At 61.2% G+C, this 19,244-nt stretch carries 20 protein-coding genes and 1 riboswitch; of the genes, 11 read left to right on the top strand and 9 right to left on the bottom strand.

The features are described 5' to 3' along the window. Nucleotides 1–63: 63 nt before the first annotated feature. Entirely contained in the window at nt 64–669 is a 606-nt protein-coding gene (locus K0P33_RS21660) for a hypothetical protein (RefSeq protein ID WP_242151297.1), read from the bottom strand. Nucleotides 670–793: 124 nt separating this feature from the next. Here K0P33_RS21660 and K0P33_RS21655 point away from each other — a divergent pair, with 124 nt between their 5' ends. The 3 genes from K0P33_RS21655 to K0P33_RS21645 all read left to right on the top strand — a co-directional run bounded on the left by K0P33_RS21655 (nt 794) and on the right by K0P33_RS21645 (nt 2,828). Beyond that, nucleotides 794–1,363, top strand: a complete 570-nt coding sequence (locus tag K0P33_RS21655; protein ID WP_242151294.1) for a nucleotidyltransferase family protein — start codon at nt 794–796, stop codon at nt 1,361–1,363. A gap of 71 nt (nt 1,364–1,434) precedes the next feature. After that, nucleotides 1,435–1,875: a TspO/MBR family protein gene (locus K0P33_RS21650; RefSeq protein ID WP_094952134.1), complete on the top strand. Its 441-nt coding sequence runs from the start codon at nt 1,435–1,437 to the stop codon at nt 1,873–1,875. Continuing rightward, entirely contained in the window at nt 1,875–2,828 is a 954-nt protein-coding gene (locus K0P33_RS21645; protein WP_242151291.1) for an alpha/beta hydrolase, read from the top strand. The genes K0P33_RS21650 and K0P33_RS21645 overlap by 1 nt, the downstream gene beginning before the upstream one ends. On the opposite strand, the gene K0P33_RS21640 is transcribed toward K0P33_RS21645, so the two are convergent. After that, nucleotides 2,804–3,238: a DUF6678 family protein gene (locus K0P33_RS21640; protein WP_176462976.1), complete on the bottom strand. Its 435-nt coding sequence runs from the start codon at nt 3,236–3,238 to the stop codon at nt 2,804–2,806. The genes K0P33_RS21645 and K0P33_RS21640 overlap by 25 nt on opposite strands. Before the next feature lie 63 nt (nt 3,239–3,301). Then, nucleotides 3,302–3,841: a hypothetical protein gene (locus K0P33_RS21635; RefSeq protein ID WP_094952137.1), complete on the bottom strand. Its 540-nt coding sequence runs from the start codon at nt 3,839–3,841 to the stop codon at nt 3,302–3,304. A gap of 149 nt (nt 3,842–3,990) precedes the next feature. Between K0P33_RS21635 and K0P33_RS21630 the strand changes: the two genes are divergently transcribed. Both K0P33_RS21630 and K0P33_RS21625 read left to right on the top strand, forming a co-directional pair. Further along, a complete protein-coding gene (locus tag K0P33_RS21630; RefSeq protein WP_094952138.1) occupies nt 3,991–4,215 on the top strand; it encodes a hypothetical protein in 225 nt (74 codons plus the stop codon). Beyond that, entirely contained in the window at nt 4,212–4,709 is a 498-nt protein-coding gene (locus tag K0P33_RS21625) for a GNAT family N-acetyltransferase (RefSeq protein WP_242151288.1), read from the top strand. The genes K0P33_RS21630 and K0P33_RS21625 overlap by 4 nt, the downstream gene beginning before the upstream one ends. A gap of 139 nt (nt 4,710–4,848) precedes the next feature. Here K0P33_RS21625 and K0P33_RS21620 read toward each other — a convergent pair whose 3' ends face one another. From K0P33_RS21620 to K0P33_RS21610, 3 genes are read right to left on the bottom strand one after another with little or no spacing between them, the layout of a single operon-like run. Continuing rightward, entirely contained in the window at nt 4,849–5,613 is a 765-nt protein-coding gene (locus K0P33_RS21620) for an ABC transporter ATP-binding protein (RefSeq protein ID WP_242151285.1), read from the bottom strand. Beyond that, nucleotides 5,610–6,614, bottom strand: a complete 1,005-nt coding sequence (locus tag K0P33_RS21615; protein ID WP_094952141.1) for an iron ABC transporter permease — start codon at nt 6,612–6,614, stop codon at nt 5,610–5,612. The genes K0P33_RS21620 and K0P33_RS21615 overlap by 4 nt, the downstream gene beginning before the upstream one ends. Continuing rightward, nucleotides 6,611–7,621, bottom strand: coding sequence for an ABC transporter substrate-binding protein (locus K0P33_RS21610; protein WP_242151282.1), 1,011 nt, complete (start codon nt 7,619–7,621; stop codon nt 6,611–6,613). The genes K0P33_RS21615 and K0P33_RS21610 overlap by 4 nt, the downstream gene beginning before the upstream one ends. Before the next feature lie 116 nt (nt 7,622–7,737). Next, a riboswitch (cobalamin riboswitch) is annotated at nt 7,738–7,932 on the bottom strand. A gap of 116 nt (nt 7,933–8,048) precedes the next feature. On the opposite strand from K0P33_RS21610, the gene K0P33_RS21605 reads away from it, so the two are divergent. The 3 genes from K0P33_RS21605 to K0P33_RS21595 are packed head-to-tail and all read left to right on the top strand — an operon-like array spanning nt 8,049 to nt 10,975. Further along, the gene (locus tag K0P33_RS21605; RefSeq protein ID WP_242151280.1) at nt 8,049–8,483 is read left to right on the top strand and encodes a hypothetical protein; all 435 of its coding nucleotides are present in this window, start codon (nt 8,049–8,051) and stop codon (nt 8,481–8,483) included. Continuing rightward, nucleotides 8,480–9,946, top strand: a complete 1,467-nt coding sequence (locus K0P33_RS21600; protein WP_094952143.1) for an ATPase domain-containing protein — start codon at nt 8,480–8,482, stop codon at nt 9,944–9,946. Before K0P33_RS21605 ends, K0P33_RS21600 begins: the two co-directional genes overlap by 4 nt. A gap of 9 nt (nt 9,947–9,955) precedes the next feature. Next, entirely contained in the window at nt 9,956–10,975 is a 1,020-nt protein-coding gene (locus K0P33_RS21595; RefSeq protein ID WP_242151278.1) for a HAMP domain-containing sensor histidine kinase, read from the top strand. Nucleotides 10,976–11,039: 64 nt separating this feature from the next. On the opposite strand, the gene K0P33_RS21590 is transcribed toward K0P33_RS21595, so the two are convergent. After that, the gene (locus K0P33_RS21590) at nt 11,040–12,431 is read right to left on the bottom strand and encodes an aldehyde dehydrogenase family protein (RefSeq protein ID WP_094952145.1); all 1,392 of its coding nucleotides are present in this window, start codon (nt 12,429–12,431) and stop codon (nt 11,040–11,042) included. 183 nt (nt 12,432–12,614) lie between these two features. On the opposite strand from K0P33_RS21590, the gene K0P33_RS21585 reads away from it, so the two are divergent. Beyond that, on the top strand, nt 12,615–13,487 hold the full coding sequence (locus tag K0P33_RS21585; protein WP_242151274.1) for a LysR family transcriptional regulator: 873 nt from the start codon (nt 12,615–12,617) through the stop codon (nt 13,485–13,487). 106 nt (nt 13,488–13,593) lie between these two features. Here the strand turns inward: K0P33_RS21585 and K0P33_RS21580 are convergent, their stop codons facing one another. Next, on the bottom strand, nt 13,594–13,803 hold the full coding sequence (locus K0P33_RS21580; RefSeq protein ID WP_094952147.1) for a hypothetical protein: 210 nt from the start codon (nt 13,801–13,803) through the stop codon (nt 13,594–13,596). Between the two features lie 167 nt (nt 13,804–13,970). After that, nucleotides 13,971–15,167, bottom strand: coding sequence for an amino acid aminotransferase (locus K0P33_RS21575; protein ID WP_083357714.1), 1,197 nt, complete (start codon nt 15,165–15,167; stop codon nt 13,971–13,973). Between the two features lie 343 nt (nt 15,168–15,510). Here K0P33_RS21575 and uvrB point away from each other — a divergent pair, with 343 nt between their 5' ends. Both uvrB and gltX read left to right on the top strand, forming a co-directional pair. Then, nucleotides 15,511–17,526 (top strand): excinuclease ABC subunit UvrB, encoded by a 2,016-nt coding sequence (uvrB, locus tag K0P33_RS21570; RefSeq protein ID WP_083357715.1) that lies wholly within the window; start codon nt 15,511–15,513, stop codon nt 17,524–17,526. A gap of 217 nt (nt 17,527–17,743) precedes the next feature. Continuing rightward, nucleotides 17,744–19,225 carry a glutamate--tRNA ligase gene (gene gltX, locus K0P33_RS21565; RefSeq protein ID WP_017737872.1) on the top strand — a complete coding sequence of 494 codons (1,482 nt, stop codon included), beginning with the start codon at nt 17,744–17,746 and terminating at the stop codon, nt 19,223–19,225. Nucleotides 19,226–19,244 lie beyond the last annotated feature (19 nt).

Below are 19,244 nucleotides of genomic sequence, written 5' to 3'. Positions count from 1 at the left end.
CTCGCCACAATGGCTTGCGGGCCACAGATTTTCTCTGTGCACCACAAAGGGCGGCGGCGGTGCTTAAAAGGCTTGGTTTACACCCACCCCACGCATGATCGAAAACCGTGGGTCGAGCAGCTTCAACGTTTGTTCTCCCTTCAAGCGTCCCACCACCACGTGATAGGTCTTGGGCACTTCGGAAAGGTGTTCCGGGTTACGCGCCAGTTTCTCAATCGCCGGGGTTTTGGCCCACGGGGCGATGGGTTGCTGGCGGATGTCCACGGTCACCACCCAGGATTTTTCGACGGCGGCGCCCATTGGGTGAGTATTAGCGGCGGTGTTCTGGATCTTGGTGATTGCATAACCTTGGGCGTAGCAGAACCCGGATTTTTCCTGCACGTAGGCGGCGCGGCCGGGCTCGGAGAGGGTGTAGGTTTTATCGTTTTTGGCAAGCAGGCCGGCGTCGGTCAGGGCGTCGAAGGCGGGCTGGTTGGCGCTGGAGGTGCCGCTGCTGAAGCTGTCGCTCAGGGTGATGGGGAAGTTGCTGAACATGGGCGCGGTGACGCAGGAGGCTCCTTCCAGTCGGGGTTGCAGCACCGCTTGAATGTCGGTGTCGGAAGGGCTGTCGCTGCAGGCCGTGAGCAGCAAGGCGCTGGTGGTGATGAGGGCCATTTCTCTGATGCGCATCGTTTTATCCTTGACGATTGGTTGCAGGCGAGCAAATTGTATAGAAACATTGCAGTAACGAAACCCACTCCACACGTGGTGTAGCGTCGGAGGTTCTAACGGCGCTGAATACACAGGAACGCTCATGACATTGACCGTCAAAACCCTCCTCGAACTGGCCATGGCCAACCCCATCAACGCCGAAATCACAGCGCGCCTGCCCGCCCTCGGCGTTGACCAGTGCATGCTCACGGCGGGCTGCCTGTTCCAGGCGGTGTGGAATCATCAGTCGAACCTTCCCGCCGACCGAGGCGTAAAGGACTACGACGTTTTCTACTTTGATACGGACCTGTCCTACGAGGCTGAGGACAGAGTCATCCGCTCGGCCGAGCAGTTGTTTCAGGATTTGGGCGTCAACGTCGAGGTCAAGAACCAGGCGCGGGTGCACCTTTGGTACGGCGAGCGCTTTGGTCGGCCTTATCCGCAGCTGCACACGGCTAAACAAGGCGTTGATCGCTACTTGGTGGCGGGCACGTGCATCGGGCTGGAGATTGAAACGGGTGAAGTGTATGCGCCGTATGGGTTGGAGGATGTGGCGCAGGGTGTGCTGCGGATTAATCCTCATCACCGCGAGCCGGAGTTGTTTGCGGCCAAGGCCAAGAGTTATCAGGCGCGCTGGCCGTGGCTGAAGATTGTGGCGCCTGATTCTGTGTGAACTTTTACCCACTCCCCAGGCGTCTTATCCTGAAATGAACCCTGACCGCTGACACCAGCCAAGGACAGCTCATGATCTTGCTTATTTTCCTCATCGCCTGCGGCGCTGCCGCCAGCACCGGCATCATTTTCAAACCCGGCCAGTGGTACGAAGCCCTGGTCAAACCCAGCTTCACACCGCCTAACTGGCTGTTCCCGGTGGCCTGGACGGTCATCTATCTGCTGCTCGCCTGGGCCGGTTACCGCTTGACCATGATCCCCGGCAGCCAACTGGCTTTGGGCTTGTGGGCCGCGCAGATTGCGTTGAATACGCTGTGGACGCCGGTGTTTTTCGGCGCGCATCGCATCTTCGCCGCGATGGTGGTGATAGTGCTGCTGTGGCTGGTGGTGGCGGCGCTGGTGGTGATGGCGTTGCGTTTGGACGTGATCACCGGGCTGATCCTGTTCCCCTACCTGGCGTGGCTGAGTGTGGCGGCGGCGTTGAATTTCTCGATTCTTCGCAATAACCGCTGATGGCGCACACCCCCTGGCCTGCCAGCGAGCCGGAGCTGGCCGAGATGCGCGGCTTTAATAAAAAGCTCGCCTGGTTGCCGCGCTTTAAAATCCGCAACCGCATCACGCCGCGTGTGATCCAGGCGCTGCTGCGCGTCAGTCAAACGCTCAAGAAGGCCCCGGCGGCGCAAACCCATCTGGTGGGCTCGGTACCCGTGCGCATCCTGCGGCCGGCGGGTAAACCCAAGGGCGTGGTGCTGGATATCCACGGCGGTGGCTGGGTGATCGGCAATGCGCAGATGGACGATGACCTGAACCTGGGCATGGTGCAGGCGTGCGGCGTGGCGGTGGTGTCGGTGGATTATCGGCTGGCGGTCGATACGCCGGTCGAGGGGTTGATGGAAGACTGCTTGGCCGCCGCTCGCTGGCTGTTGGGCGACTGTCCTGAGTTTGCCGACCTGCCGGTGATCATTGTTGGTGAATCAGCGGGCGGCCATCTGGCGGCGACGACGTTGCTGGCGCTCAAGCAATGGCCGCAGTTGCTCGCGCGGGTGAGCGGGGCGGTGTTGTATTACGGGGTTTATGATTTGACCGGCACGCCGAGCGTACGCGCAGCCGGGCCGGACACGTTATTACTGGATGGCCCGGGGATGGTCGAGGCCTTGCGTATGCTCACGCCGGGGTTGAGTGATGAGCAAAGGCGGCAGCCGCCGTTGTCACCGTTGTATGGCGACTTTACGGGGTTGCCGCCGGCGTTGATGTTTGTCGGCGAGCTGGACCCGCTGAAGGATGACACGCTGTTGCTGGCAGAGCGGTGGGGGGCGGTGGCGCAGGTTGAGGCGCACTTGCTGCCGGAAGCTGCCCATGGGTTTATTCATTTTCCGGTGGCGCTGGCAAATAGTGTGCTGGTCTACAGCAGGGCGTGGATCACTCAACAGATCAATGGCCGCTACACAGGTGGAAAGTCTTCGTAGGATTTTGGCAGGTAGCCCCAAATTCTGAGTACGTCAGCCCGAACTTCAAACTCGAACCCGATGTGTGCAACGGCCTGGGATATTTCTTCCGTGTGGTCAATGAGCGTGTCCGGGCGCAGCATTCCCTTGGCGGGTGCAATGCTCCGCAGGCCGATATCGAACCACTCGACGTAAGCAAATGGAAACGGCAGGTGGTAAAACCACTCGGTATCCCAGCCCGAAATATAGCCTGTGACGGATTTGGATCGAAAGGATGGCCGCCACCCCTCAAGCTGGCGAAAGTGGTTAATCAGTTCATTCCACTTGGTGTTGTTAGCCGCGCTTGCCAGGTTTCTTGCCGCGACAGCGGCCTGTATTTGCTTGCGTTTTTTATCATTCTGGCCTGCGTCTGCCATTGGCAGTTCGTGCATATTCAGCCCTTTTGGCCCCTGTGCATCGGGGCGGCTATCTTAGCGCCCAGCCGCCGCAGGGCATTAGTCGTGCTGCCTGGCGTCGAATGAAGTCACCCATCTGGTTTCCATACCAACTAGGCACTTTGGCGGTTCGTTGATCAGTACGGCTGCATCGTCACCCTGATTCAGATAGGTCAGGTAATCACCCGTCTCAAAGGTGATGTTGAACCCAACAAGCGAGGCTGTCTGGTCCCTTGCTACATCGATAACCCCGTGAACCTCGGTGATGACCTTACCCACCAGAGACGGCACGGATAAGCTGGCAAACAGGTTTTCCCTACGCCACGAGCAACTGCTCGCGTCATCAAGCTCAAAGGCCTCAGCTATTTCCAGCGCAGATAGATCCGCCCCGACACTTTCGCCATCGCTTAGCAGGTACATCGTAACGTGCGCAAGGTCGTCGCATCGCCACTCGAGCGAACCTATGTCGTCGACGCTTTTCTCATCGTTGAAGTAATACTGGTCATGCGAAAGCTCGCGAAGCCGTTGGCCGACCAGCAAGCGTGCATGGCTTAGGTCTTGGCCGATTCTCTCGCGAGAGCGGGTATGACGGTTAACCATAGGGGGGCCTTTTCTGCGAATGGCATGGAACGGTACATTAGACTAAACATTGGCTTGCCCGCTGACGGATTTGTGAAGTAGTTGAACTTAAAACCTGATCAATAAGTCAGGATAAGCAGCTGCTTCTCTCCCCTCACAAGGATGCCACCATGCGCGAATACACCCTGAACTACCTGTTCAACGACGAGCCCCGCACCCACGTGTTTGAACTCAAACAGCCTGAACTACCATTGCATGAGGCGGCGATGCATGTGTTGCAATTGCATTTTGGCGATGCGGAGAATGGACTGATCCTGCCGCCTGCGGATGCGACGCCCGAGGAGATTCTGGAGCAGGCAGAGGTGGTGGGGATCACCCAGATCAAGGTTTTATGAACCAACGGCCCGTCCTCCAGGCAGTCACTGCCGCGGACAGTACTGCGGTGCTGGCCTTCGTGCTGGAGGCCCGCGCCGAGCTTTTCCCCAAGCTCAGCGCCACGGGAATGCCGGACGACCTGGCACGGTTTGAAGCGACCTACCTTCAAGGCGACGGCCAGTTCCTGATCGCTCGCGCCGAGGGCCAGATCGTCGCAGCCATTGGCTACTTGCCCTACGACGGCCGTTTTCCGCAGTTGGATTACCAAGGCCTCAAGACGGTGGAGGTGGTGCGCCTGTTCGTACTTCCAGCGTTTCGCCGTTCTGGTCTGGCAGGCGAGTTATACCGCGCACTGGAGGCCAAGGCGCGGGCGGATGGAGTGGAGGTGGTTTACCTGCATACCCATCCGTTTCTTCCTGGGGCGATTGATTTTTGGCTGCGGCAGGGGTTTGAGATTGTCGATGTCGAAGCCGATCCGGTGTGGCAGACGACGCATATGCAGCGGTATCTATAGCGCCGAAGACCTGATGTGGGAGCTGGCTTGCCGGCGGTGGCGGTGTGTCAGCTAAGGATATGGCACTGATCCACCGCTATCGCCGGCAAGCCAGCTCCCACAGTTCAATTGTGTTGTTTTGAGGTCCGCTGTTAGCTCATCAGTTCGAGCGCAGCCGCAAGATCTGCGCCCCATCAAACGGGTCTGTCAGGTAATGCGCCTGCACGCCAAACGTGTCTTGCAAACGCTGCGGCGTCAGCACTTCCAACGGCTTGCCCAGTGCCACCAACCGCCCGCGATCCAGCACCGCCAGCCGATCACACGTGAGCGCCTGGTTCAGGTCATGCAGCGCAATCAGGGTGGTCACCGGCAGCGCCTGCACGCCTTTCAAGATCGCCAGTTGATGCTGGATATCCAAGTGATTGGTCGGCTCATCCAGCAGCAGAATCTGCGGGCGTTGCGCCAGGGCGCGGGCGATGTGCACGCGTTGGCGTTCGCCGCCGGAGAGGCTGCGCCAGGCGCGGTGGCTCAGGTGGGTGGCGTCCACGTCATGCAGGGCCTGGTTGACGATGGCGTCGTCTGCGCCGGCCCACGGGCTCAGCGCCGACAGCCAGGGCGTGCGGCCCAACGCCACGGCGTCGAACACGCGGATGGCGTCGTCGGTGTCGGCCTGTTGTTCCACCACCGCCAGCTGTCGTGCAATGGCGCGCCGGGACAGGTCGCCCAGGCGTTGGCCGCCCAGGCGCACTTCGCCGCTGCCAGGCGTGCGTAACCCGGCCAGCAGTTTGAGCAGGGTGGATTTGCCGGAGCCGTTTGGGCCGACGATGCCGAGGGTTTCGCCTAAGGCCACGTCCAGGTGAACATCACGCAGTAACTCGGCGTCGCGCACCTTAAAACCCAGGCCCGTGCAACTGAGTACCGTCATCGCGCATTCCTCCGGCCGATCAGGATCAACGCAAACACCGGCGCGCCGACCAATGCCGTGACCACGCCGACCGGAATCACCTGGCCCTTGATCAAGGTGCGCGACAGCACATCGGCGGCAATCAAAAACAACGCGCCGCCCAAGGCGCTGGCCGGCAGCAACCGCGAATGCCCGGTGCCGACCAGCAGGCGCACCGCGTGGGGGATCACCAGCCCGACAAAGCCGATAGAGCCGACCAGCGACACCATCACCGCCGTCACCAGCGCCGCGCAGCCCACCAGTACAAACTGCACGCGGCGCACTGGAATGCCCAGCGACGCTGCCGAGTCGGTGCCGAAAGTGAACGCATCCAGCGCGCGGCGGTGCCACAGGCATACCGCCAAGCCTGCGACCGCCACCGGCACCGCCAGCCACACCGACGGCCAGCGCACGCCGCTGAGGTTGCCCAGCAGCCAGAACAGAATGCCGCGCGCCTGTTCGGAGCTGGCCGACTTGGTGATCAGGAACGCGGTGAGGGCATTGAACAGCTGCGAGCCGGCGATGCCCGCGAGGATGATCTGGCCGGTGCCGCTGGAAGAACCGCTGGCGCGCGCCAGCAAAATCACCAGTGCGAACGCCGCCATCGCCCCGACAAAGGCACCTGCCGAGAGTGAAATCAGCCCGCCGCCCACGCCGATCAGTGCCACCAAGACCGCGCCGGTCGAGGCGCCGGCGCTGATGCCCAGCAAGTAAGGGTCGGCCAGTGGGTTACGCAGCAACGATTGCAAGATCACCCCGCAGGTGGCCAACCCCGCACCGCACGCGGCGGCGACCAGGGTGCGGGTCAGGCGGTAGTTCCACACCACGCCTTCGTCGATCGGGTCCAGCACGTAGCCGGCGGCCAGCAGTTTATTGGCGAGTACTTGCAACACCACCTGCGGCTCGATAGCGGTTTCGCCGATGGCCACGCCGGCGAGTACGGCGAGCAACAGCAGTGTCAGGGCGAGTAGGGAGCGGATCATTTGTGCAGGTCGTAGCCGTCGATGGCGCCGGCCAGTTGTTCCAGGCCGTCGAACATGCGAATGCTGGCTTGCAGCGCCAGGGCGTCAATAATGATGATGCGGTTGTTTTTCACCGCGTCCATGTTGCGCGTGACGGGGTCGCTGCGCAGGAAGGCGAGTTTCTTTTCATGGTCGTCGGCCGGGTAGCGGCGGCGGTCCATGCGGGCGATCACCAGGAAGGTCGGGTTGGCCTTGGCGAGGGTTTCCCAGCCGACGGCTGGCCACTCTTCATCAGACTGTACGACGTTGCGCAGACCGAGGGTTTGCAGCATGAATTCGGGAATGCCCTTGTGACCAGCCACGTACGGGTCGCTGGCCATTTCGGCGCTGGAGAACCATACCAGCGCGCTGGCCTGCTTGAGGCCTTTGCCTTGGGCTGTGGCGACGGACTTGGCCAGGCGCGCCTTGAGTGCGTCGTTCAACTGCTGGCCGCGCGCTTGTACGTCGAAGATCTCGGCCAGTTGGCTGATGCTCTTATAGACAGTGTCGATGCGAAACGGCTCCAGCCGCGTGCCGTCGGCGCCGACGAGGTTGTCCTTGCCTTCGCAGTCGGAGGGCAGCAGGTAAGTGGGGATTTTCAATTCGTGGAATTGCTCGCGGGTGCCGACCACGCCCTGCGGGCCGACCACCCATTCCAGCTCTGCGGCCACCAGTTGCGGGCGCTTGGCGATCACCGCTTCGAAGCTCGGCTCGTTGTCGGCCAGGCGCTCGATGTTGTCGTTCTGAGCCTTGAATTGCGGCAATACGCTGTTGAACCACAGTGAAGTGCCAACCACGGTGTCGGCGACGCCCAAGGCATAGAGCATCTCGGTGGCGGCCTGGCCGATGGTCACGCTGCGCGCGGGCGCTTGCTGAAAGGTGAGGGTGCTGCCGCAGTTCTGCACCGTCAGCGGGTAAGCAGTCGGTGTGGCGTGGGCCAGGCCACAGAAGGCGAGGCCGGTGATCAGGGCGGTAACGCGTGGCAGCATGGGGCAATCTCCGGGAGAACCGTACGTGACAACAGGGGAGGTACGGCTCGGAAATACACCCACGGACGCTGCAGGTTTTGCAGGGCACGGATGGCCTTCCCGGACACCCCGCCGGTCAGTGATGTAGCTGGGCCGGCAGGTCTCCTGACTGATGCGTCGTCGCCTCGCTCCGGCCTTCCCGGGCAATGCCCAGTGGCGATGTGGAGCAGGCTCAGCACCTACAGTTGCGGGGGCAGTTTCGATTGGCGCGATGGGCTGCGCTTCGAATTCCCTATTAGTCCCGTTTGGGAACCGGCGCGGTATGGTAGTCGATCATGGCAACGAGGGGGAGCCTGATCCGCGCAATTGGCCTGTTGCAGCCACTGGGGTCTCTATCCCTTGGCATAGGGTGTACCATCAGTCTCTGTTCATCAGATATTAGTCAGACATGCCCACGCATAGCGAAGAGAGCCGCCGGATCGTAGCTTCTCTGGCGCACCGTGTTGGTCCGCACGCTGACACTGCAAGCATCGCCACGGCGATTGTTTCCATTTTGCAGGATATGGGCGCAGCACTGGCGCCCATTATCGGCCAGCAAGGCGTCGCCGCGCTGTACCGCCGCAGCTTCCATCTGTGCGTCTCGCCCCGTCCACGCCTGGCCGGCACCTATGACAGCGTGCCGGCCGCGATGGACCTGATTGCCCTCAAATCCGTACTCGTCGAGCAGAACGAAACCGATGCGCTGTTTTTCGGTGAGGTGTTGCTGACAACCCTCTACGAGCTTCTGACCACGCTGATCGGGCCTTCACTCACCGCACGTCTGCTGGTTGACGTGTGGAAGCCTTCTTCGAGCGACACCTCTTCGCAGGAAATTTCGCCATGAGCACCAAAGTGACTATCAACCGTCTGGCCACGGGTGTGCCAGGACTGGACGAGGTCCTGGGCGGAGGCCTGCCGGAGTTTTCGTTCAACTTGATCGCAGGCCCTCCTGGGTGTGGCAAAACCACCCTGGCGCACCAGATGATGTTTGCCCTGGCCACACCAGAGCGCCCAGCGCTGTTCTTTACCGTCCTCGGGGAGCCGCCGCTGAAGATGCTGCGTTATCAGCAGCAGTTCGATTTTTTCGACAGCGAAGCGATCAACCAGTCGATTCGCTACATCAATCTGGCCGACGACACCTTGGCCGGCGACCTGGACGAAGTGTTGCGGCGCATTGTCAGCGAGGTCGAGGCGCATTCGCCGTCGCTGGTGTTTGTTGACTCGTTTCGCTCCGTGGTGCTGGCCAGCCAGACCCAGCACAACCCGAACAACAACCTGCCGCAGTTCATCCAGCAACTGGGCATGTTGATGACCACGTGGCAGGCGACGACCTTCCTGATCGGGGAATACTTCACCGAAACCGACACCAACCCGATTTTCACCGTGGCCGACGGCCTGATCTGGCTGCGCCAGAGCGTCGAGCGCAACTCGATGGTGCGCAAGATGGAAATTATGAAGATGCGTGGCCAACCGACCTTGCCGGGGCTGCACACCTTCCGTATTGCCACTTCGGGCGTCAAGGTGTTCCCGCCGGCTGCTATCAATCGCGCAGTTGACGCGCCATCGACGTTCCCGATCACCCGCCTGAAAATGGGCGTGCCGGCACTCGATGAGATGCTCGGTGGCGGCCTGCCTCGCGGGTATTCGCTGTTGGTGGCCGGGCCATCAGGCTCGGGCAAGAGCATCCTGGCGGCGACCTTCCTGGCCGAAGGCGCGCGCAACGGCGAAACCGGGGTGATTGCGGTGTTTGAGCAACGGCCCAACCATTCGCAAAACCCTAAATTGGCCGAGTTGATCAAGCGCGACAAGATTGGTTTGGTGGACAGCCGCTCGCCGGACCTGTCCATCGACGAAATCGTGCAATTGCTGCTCGGCGAAATCAGCCGTTTGAACGCCACCCGCGTCGTCATCGACTCGCTGTCGGGCTTTGAACTGGCGCTGGCGCCGACCTTTCGCGCGGACTTTCGCGAGTCGCTGTCACGCATGGTGACTGCGCTGACCGCTGTGGGGGTCAGTGTATTGATGACCTCGGAGCTGGAAGACCGCTACACCGACCTGCGTTTCAGCCCTTACGGCACCGCGTTCCTGACCGACGCGATCATTGTGCAGCGCTATATCGAAGTCGAGAGCCGTTTACTGCGCATCATGGCGGTGGTCAAGGTGCGCGCCAGTGCCCATTCCGATCAACTGCGCCAGTACCACATCGACGATAACGGCCTGCAGATCCGCGACATGCTGCCCGAGCAGGAAGGGTTGCTGGGCGGGCGGCCGACCAAGAAAATTTCGACGGGAGCCAAACATGTGTGAGCCCGACTCATGAGTGACGGCGGCCGTAAGAATGACAGTGAGCTGAAGAATGCTGCTCACGAACTGTTCCTGCTTGGGCAAAAAACCGTGGAGGCGCGCGCCGTACTCGCCGCCCTGCAACAGCAATTGACTGACGCCAGCAGCCGTCTGGTGGATACCCAGCACGTCGAGCAGGTGATCGAGGCCAATCAGCAATTGGTGCTGGCGATTCTTCTCGCGCAGTCAGACGCGGTCAATCTGCCGCGTGTGGAGGAGCAGCGCCTTTACCAGGAGCTTCGCGAGGCGAATGCGCAATTGGTGATCGCGGCACTCAGCGCCCAAGACCTGCAGGCGACCGCCGAGCGTGCGCTGGGCCAGCAGAAAAGAATCCTGGCGATGGTCGCGCATGAGCTGCGTAACCCGTTAACACCGATCAGCATGATCGCCGAGCGCATGGTCCGGCTGCCGAGCGACCAGCTGCCGCGCATGCGTGAGCTGATCGAAGGCCAGGTGCAGCATATTTCACAACTGGTGGACGATTTGCTGGACGTGTCCCGCGTCAGCACGGGCAAGCTGCACATCGAACGCAGGGAGGTCGACATGCTGCAGATTCTGAGAAGCGCCATTGATGCGTGCGGCCCGGTGATGCGCGCGAAAAATCAGCGGTTCGATGCCCACCTGCCTGACGGCAGCTTGATGCTCATGGGTGACGCGGGGCGCCTTGCGCAAATTCTGCATAACCTGCTGGCGAATGCAGCCAAATACACGGCGGTGGGCGGTACCATTGTGATGTCTGTCAGCGTGGCGGATGAGTTGAGGATCAGCATTGCTGACAACGGCATTGGTGTGTCGGCCAAGGCGCTACCGTTTATCTTTGATCCTTACGTGCAGGATGAGCACGCCATCGGCTTTAACTGCTCTGGCTTGGGGATTGGCTTGACGGTGGTTCGCGAGCTGGTGGAGGCGCATGGCGGCAAGGTCACCGCCATCAGCGAGGGCAAGGGCTGTGGCAGTGAGTTTGTGGTGACGTTGCCGTTGTTGAATGCCTGATTAGCGCCGTCCTTTTGGCGAGCGGGCTTGCCACAACAATCCGCTCGCCACAGAAGGATTTGACTTACTTGCGATCCAACCAAACCGTCTGTGCATTGCAGAATTCCCGCACGCCAAAGTGCGACAACTCCCGCCCGAACCCACTCTTTTTCACACCGCCAAACGCCACCCGAGGGTCGGACACGCTGAAGGCGTTGACGAAGATCCCGCCGGTTTCCAGCTGGTTGGCGATATCCCGTGCCTTGGCCGAGTCGGTGGTGAAGATGCTGGCGGTCAGGCCGAACTCGCTGTCGTTGGCCAGGGCCACGGCGTGGTCGGCATCGCGGGCGGTGATGATCGAGGCCACGGGGCCGAACAGTTCCTGTTTGAACGAGGTCATTTGGTCGGTGACGTTGGCCAGCACGGTCGGCTCATAGTAGTTGCCGGCGCCGGGGACTTTGTTGCCGCCCAGCAACAGGGTCGCGCCTTCTTCCAAGGTGGCCTGGACCTGGCCATGCAGCTCGTCGCGCAGGTCGAAGCGGGCCATTGGGCCGACGTAGGTGCTGGTCGCAGTCGGGTCGCCCATCACCAACGCGCGGCTGGCTTCGAGGAATTTGGCGGTGAAGGCGTCCACCACGCCTTCTTCGATAATCAGGCGCTTGGCGGCGGCGCAGACTTGGCCGCTGTTCTGGAAGCGCCCGATCACAGCGGCCTGCACGGCGGCGTCGAGGTCGGCGTCATTGAGCACGATGAACGGGTCGGAGCCGCCCAGTTCCAGCACACATTTCTTCAGCGCCGCGCCAGCCTGTGAGCCGATGGCGATGCCGGCGCGTACGCTGCCGGTGAGGGTGACGGCGGCGATGCGTGGGTCGGCGATGGCCTGGGAGACGCCGTTGTTCGTCACGTTGACCACTTCAAAAATGCCTTCGGCGAAACCGGCTTTCTGGAACGCTTGCTGGATCAGGTAGGCGCTGCCCATCACGTTGGGTGCATGTTTGAGCACGTAGGTATTGCCGGCCAGCAAGGTCGGCACGGCACCGCGCAGCACTTGCCACACCGGGAAGTTCCACGGCATTACGGCGAAGATCGGGCCCAGCGGGCGGTATTCGATCTGCGCGCTGCCGTTGTCCACCAACGTCGGTTCTGGCGCCAGCATGGCCGGGCCTTGGGCGGCATACCACTCGGCGAGTTGCGCGCATTTTTCGATTTCGGCACGCGCCTGGGCGATGGGTTTGCCCATTTCCAGGGTGATCATCTGCGCCATGTCCTCGGCTTGATCACGCAGGGCAGCGGCCAAGGCCAGCAGCCATTCGGCGCGTTGGCTCACCGGCTGGCGGCGCCAGGTGCGGAAGGCAGCGGTGGCGCGGTTGAGCGCGGCGTCCAGTTGCGCCTCGGTTTCGTAAGGGTAGCTGGCGACTGTTTCGCCGTTGGCGGGGTTGATCGACAAGGCGTGGGTCTGGTGAGTGATAGCGTTCATGGCACCGTCCGGCTGAATGAGTGGAATGGATTGAGCCTACGGGGATGTATGTTTTCTGGAAACTGAATAATATTGAGGGGTTCGTTCTCAAATTGAGAATGATATTTGGGTTGGGACGCAGCGCTCCGGGCGCTATTCCCACGCAGAGCGTGCGAACGATCACCTTCACGATGGGAGAATGACTTGGACTTGGTGCAGCTGGAAATCTTCAAGGCCGTTGCCGAGCAAGGCAGCATCAGCGCGGCCGCGCAGTTGATTCATCGCGTGCCCTCGAACCTGACCACGCGCATCAAGCAGCTGGAGCAGGACCTGGGCGTAGAGCTATTTATCCGCGAGAAGAGCCGCCTGCGCTTGTCACCGGCCGGGTGGAATTTCCTCGGCTATACGCGGCGTATTCTTGATTTGGTGCAAGAAGCCCGCGCCACGGTGGCGGGGGAGGAGCCCCAGGGCGCTTTTGCCCTGGGGTCGCTGGAGAGCACGGCGGCGGTGCGTATCCCCGCGTTGCTTGCGGCGTACAACCAGAAGCACACCAAGGTCGAGCTGGACCTGAGCACCGGGCCGTCGGGCACGATGATCGAGGGCGTGTTGTCCGGGCGCCTGGCGGCGGCGTTTGTCGATGGGCCGGTGTTGCATGCGACGCTGGAGGGCGTGGCAGTGTTTGAGGAAGAGATGGTGGTGATCGCACCGCTGCACCACGCGCCGATCACGCGCGGGCAGGATGTGGCGGGGGAGAGCATCTACACCTTTCGCTCGAACTGCTCGTATCGGCATCACTTCGAACGCTGGTTCTCACAGGACGGCGCGGTGCCGGGCAAGATCTTCGAGATGGAGTCCTACCACGGCATGCTCGCCTGCGTCAGCGCCGGGGCCGGCCTGGCGCTGATGCCGCGCAGCATGCTGGAGAGCATGCCGGGGTTTACCGCGGTGAGTGTGTGGCCGTTGAGCGACGCGTTCCGCATCCTGAATACCTGGCTGATCTGGCGCCGGGGCACGGTGTCGCAGAGTTTGAACAGTTTTGTGAAGTTGTTGGAGGAGAGCGTTCTGCAGGCGAAGTAGATCCCGTGTGGGAGCTGGCTTGCCTGCGATAACGGTGTATCAGTGATAGCGGTATCAGCAGGTCTGACGCTATCGCAGGCAAGCCAGCTCCCACCGTTGATCTTTGTTAACCGCCGAACTGGAAGGTGCCCATCGCCAATTTGGCCATGATCGCCGTCGCACCCAACTGCACCAGCCACAAGGCCAGTCCACCGAGGAACACGCCGAGGGCCACTTGCAGCACCAGGCTTTTCTCGCGCTTGGCTTGCGGCGCGCGCGGGGTGTAGTCATGCAGTTCGTCGCGGTCAGCGCGCAGGTCCAGGTCGTCGTTTCTCATAGGGCTCTCACAGCAAAGGGGCAGTCGGGGTTCAGTCTAGGGCTGGTTGCGGCAAGCAGCGAGGTTTTCTTCCTGTGGCGAGCGGGCTTGTCGAATCGACAAGCCCGCTCGCCACAAAAAAGGGGAAGCCACTAAATGGCTTCCCCTTCATCACAACCATTACAGGCTTACAGCACCTGAACAATCGCCTTTGTCACGGCACCAATGTTCGCCTGGTTCAGCGCCGCCACGCAGATGCGGCCGGTGTCGAGTGCGTAGATACCAAACTCAGTGCGCAGGCGGGTGACTTGCTCAACGGTCAGGCCGGAGTAGGAGAACATCCCGCGCTGGCGGCCGACGAAGCTGAAGTCGTGGCCCGGGGCTGCCTTGGCCAGTTCCGCCACCATCTGCTCACGCATGCCACGGATGCGCAGGCGCATTTCGGCCAGTTCCGCTTCCCACTGGGCGCGCAGCTCAGGGTTGTTCAGCACGGCAGCCACGATTGCTGCGCCGTGGGTCGGCGGGTTGGAGTAGTTGGTGCGGATCACACGCTTGACCTGGGACAGGATGCGCGCGCTTTCTTCCTTGGATTCGCTGACGATCGACAGCGCGCCCACGCGTTCGCCGTACAGCGAGAACGACTTGGAGAACGAGCTGGACACAAAGAAGGTCAGGCCCGACTCGGCGAACAGGCGTACTGCGGCGGCGTCTTCGTGGATGCCGTCGCCAAAGCCCTGGTAGGCCATGTCGAGGAATGGCACCAGGTTTTTCGCCTTGACCACGTCCAGCACTTGTTGCCAGTCGGCTGGGCTCAGGTCGACGCCGGTCGGGTTATGGCAGCAGGCGTGCAGTACCACGATGGACTGTGGCGGCAGGGCGTTGAGGTCTTCGAGCAGGCCGGCACGGTTTACGTCGTGGGTGGCGGCGTCGTAGTAGCGGTAGGTCTGCACCGGGAAGCCGGCTTTTTCGAACAGTGCCTGGTGGTTTTCCCAGCTTGGGTCGCTGATGGCAACCACGGCATTGGGCAGCAGTTGCTTGAGGAAGTCAGCGCCGATTTTCAGCGCGCCGGTGCCGCCGACCGCTTGTGCGGTGATGACACGGCCGGCGCTCAGCAGCGGCGAGTCAGCGCCAAACAGCAGCTTTTGCACGGCCTGGTCGTAGGCGACGATCCCGTCGATCGGCAAGTAGCCACGGGCGGCGTGTTGCGCCACGCGAATGGCTTCCGCTTCGGCAACGGCACGCAAGAGTGGAATCTTCCCCTCTTCGTTGCAGTAAACGCCCACGCCAAGGTTGACCTTGGTGGTTCGTGTATCGGCGTTGAATGCTTCGTTGAGGCCCAGGATTGGATCGCGTGGTGCCATTTCGACAGCGGAGAACAGGCTCATTTTTGCGGCAGCTCTATGGGGGAATGGAGGGACGTGTCGCGCTCCAGCCGAATGCACTAGAGCGGTGCACAAACGGGGAGCTAGTATAGAGGCCATCCAGGCTGAGGGCGACAGCCGAAACGGCTTTTCGGCCAAGTTTTTCGGTTTATTTGCCGACCATTAGTCTTATTGCAACATGGGGCCACGACGGCAGGTAGGACGATTACCTTGAAACCCGTGACATTCGGCACCACTTCTACAGCTATCATGGTTTTTTCCTGCAACCTGCGATGACTATTCGCGGGTTGCTGAGCTTTTTCGTCCCTGGCGGTTTCGAGTCTGGGGTGACTTCACGAGGTACGTTATGTCGGATTTCCAGCTCGTCACCCGCTTTGAACCCGCCGGCGATCAACCCGAAGCCATTCGCCTGATGGTCGAGGGCATCGAAGCCGGCCTGGCGCACCAGACGCTGCTCGGGGTGACCGGTTCAGGCAAGACCTTCAGCATCGCCAACGTGATTGCGCAGATCAATCGCCCGACCTTGGTGCTGGCGCCGAACAAGACCCTGGCCGCGCAGCTGTACGGCGAGTTCAAGGCGTTCTTCCCGAACAACGCGGTGGAGTACTTCGTTTCCTACTACGACTACTACCAGCCCGAAGCCTACGTGCCGTCGTCCGATACCTTCATCGAGAAGGATGCGTCGATCAACGACCATATCGAGCAGATGCGGCTGTCAGCGACCAAGGCGCTGCTGGAGCGTAAGGACGCGATCATCGTCACCACGGTGTCGTGCATCTACGGTCTGGGTAGCCCCGAAGCCTATTTGAAGATGGTGTTGCACGTTGATCGCGGCGATAAACTCGACCAGCGCGAGCTGTTGCGTCGCCTGACGAGCTTGCAGTACACCCGCAATGACATGGACTTCGCACGCGCCACCTTCCGTGTGCGCGGCGACGTGATCGACATCTACCCGGCCGAATCCGACCTGGAAGCGATCCGCATCGAGCTGTTTGACGATGAAGTCGAGAGCCTGTCGGCCTTCGACCCGTTGACCGGTGAGGTGATCCGCAAGCTGCCGCGCTTCACCTTCTACCCGAAAAGCCACTACGTGACCCCGCGCGAAACCCTGATGGGCGCCATTGAAGGCATCAAGGGCGAGTTGGTTGAGCGCCTAGAGTATTTGCGCGCCAACAACAAGCTGGTGGAAGCCCAGCGCCTGGAGCAGCGCACGCGTTTCGACCTGGAGATGATCCTGGAGCTGGGCTACTGCAACGGCATCGAAAACTACTCGCGCTACCTTTCGGGCCGCGAATCCGGGCAGGCGCCGCCCACTCTGTTTGATTACCTGCCGGACGACGCTTTGCTGGTGATCGACGAATCCCACGTCAGCGTGCCGCAGGTCGGTGCGATGTACAAAGGTGACCGCTCGCGTAAAGAAACCTTGGTGGAGTACGGCTTCCGCCTGCCGTCGGCGCTGGATAACCGGCCGATGCGTTTTGACGAGTTTGAAAGCATCAGCCCGCAGACGATTTTTGTCTCCGCCACGCCGGGTAACTACGAAGCCGAACACGCGGGGCGTGTGATTGAGCAACTGGTGCGCCCGACCGGCCTGGTGGACCCGCAAATCGAAATCCGCCCGGCGCTGACCCAGGTCGATGACTTGCTTTCGGAAATCACCAAGCGCGTGGCTTTGGAGGAGCGGGTGCTGGTCACCACGCTGACCAAGCGCATGTCCGAAGACTTGACTGACTACCTGGCCGACCACGGCGTGCGCGTGCGCTATTTGCACTCGGACATTGACACTGTGGAACGTGTGGAAATTATCCGTGACCTGCGCCTGGGCACCTTTGATGTGCTGGTGGGGATCAACCTGCTGCGCGAAGGCCTGGACATGCCGGAAGTGTCGCTGGTGGCGATCCTAGATGCCGACAAGGAAGGCTTCCTGCGTTCCGAGCGCTCGCTGATCCAGACCATCGGCCGTGCGGCACGTAACCTCAATGGTCGCGCGATTCTGTACGCGGACCGCATCACCGGCTCCATGGAGCGGGCGATTGGCGAGACCGAGCGCCGCCGTGACAAGCAGATTGCCTACAACCTGGAGAACGGCATCATCCCCAAAGGTGTCTTCAAGGATGTCGCCGACATCATGGAAGGCGCCACCGTGCCCGGCTCGCGCAGCAAGAAGCGCAAGGGCATGGCCAAGGCGGCCGAAGAAAGCGCCAAGTACGAGAACGAATTGCGCTCGCCAAGTGAGATCACCAAGCGCATCCGGCAGTTGGAAGAGAAGATGTACCAGTTGGCGCGCGATCTTGAGTTTGAAGCGGCGGCGCAGACGCGCGATGAGATCGGCAAGCTGCGGGAGCGGTTGTTGGCTGTTTGATATGTAGAGGCTGTGATGGCTTCTTCGCGAGCAAGCCCGCTCCCACATTCGACCGCATTCTCATGTTGGAAATCGGTCAACTGTGGGAGCGGGCTTGCTCGCGAATGGCAGCGCCGCGGTCTACCAGATTCACCCAGGCTGGAGCCCAAGCACCCCAGGCTGTTACCATTCGCCCCTTGTTTCAATTTTCAGCTTTATCGCCCACTCGAGACCTGCCATGACCACCGTCCGCACGCGCATTGCGCCATCGCCTACTGGGGATCCCCACGTCGGCACTGCCTACATCGCCTTGTTCAACTACTGCTTCGCCAAGCAGCACGGCGGTGAATTCATCCTGCGGATCGAAGACACCGATCAAGTGCGTTCGACCCGTGAGTCGGAACAGCAGATTTTCGATGCGTTGCGCTGGTTGGGCATTACCTGGGCAGAAGGCCCGGACGTTGGTGGCCCGCACGGCCCGTATCGCCAGAGCGAGCGCAGCGACATCTACAAGCAATACACCCAGCAATTGGTCGACATGGGCCATGCCTTCCCGTGCTTCTGCACCGCGGAAGAACTGGACCAGATGCGCGCCGAGCAACAGGCGCGTGGCGAAACCCCGCGCTACGACGGCCGCGCGCTGCTGCTGTCCAAAGAAGAAGTGGCCCAGCGCCTGGCCGCCGGCGAGCCCCACGTTATCCGCATGAAAGTGCCGAGTGAAGGCGTGTGCGTGGTGCCGGACATGCTGCGCGGTGACGTCGAGATCCCGTGGGACCGCATGGACATGCAGGTGCTGATGAAGACCGATGGCCTGCCGACGTACTTCCTGGCCAACGTGGTCGACGACCACCTGATGGGCATCACCCACGTGCTGCGCGGCGAAGAATGGCTGCCGTCGGCGCCGAAACTGATCCTGCTTTATGAGTACTTTGGCTGGGAACAGCCGCAGTTGTGCTACATGCCGCTGCTGCGTAACCCGGACAAGAGCAAGTTGTCCAAGCGCAAGAACCCGACCTCGGTAACCTTCTACGAGCGCATGGGCTTTATGCCCGAAGCGATGCTCAACTACTTGGGCCGCATGGGCTGGTCGATGCCGGACGAGCGCGAGAAGTTCTCGCTGCAGGAAATGGTCGATAACTTTGACCTGTCCCGCGTCTCCCTGGGCGGGCCGATCTTCGACATCGAGAAGCTGTCGTGGCTCAACGGCCAATGGCTGCGTGACCTGCCGGTGGAAGAATTCGCCAGCCGCGTGCAGCAGTGGGCGTTGAACCCCGAGTACATGATGAAGATTGCACCGTTGGTGCAGGGCAGGGTGGAGACGTTCAGCCAGGTCGCACCGTTGGCGAGCTTCTTCTTTGCCGGTGGCGTGAACCCGGACGCCAAGCTGTTTGAATCCAAGAAGCTCTCGGGCGATCAGGTTCGCCAGTTGATGCAGTTGATCCTGTGGAAGCTCGAAAGCCTGCGTCAGTGGGAGAAGGATGCGATCACCGCGACGATTCAGGCGGTGGTCGAGTCCCTGGAACTGAAATTGCGCGATGCCATGCCGCTGATGTTTGCTGCGATCACCGGGCAGGCCAGTTCGGTGTCGGTACTCGATGCGATGGAAATTCTCGGCCCAGACCTGACGCGTTTCCGTCTGCGCCAAGCCCTTGATTTGCTTGGTGGTGTGTCGAAGAAAGAAAACAAAGAGTGGGAAAAGCTGCTGGGTGCTATCGCCTAAGCAACCTGCGGTAACGATA

Origin of the sequence: Pseudomonas sp. ArH3a, from assembly GCF_022648765.1 — a bacterium.
Taxonomy (GTDB): domain Bacteria; phylum Pseudomonadota; class Gammaproteobacteria; order Pseudomonadales; family Pseudomonadaceae; genus Aquipseudomonas.
Note: the sequence above shows the minus strand (reverse complement) of the source record. Positions and strands in the feature narration are given on the sequence as shown.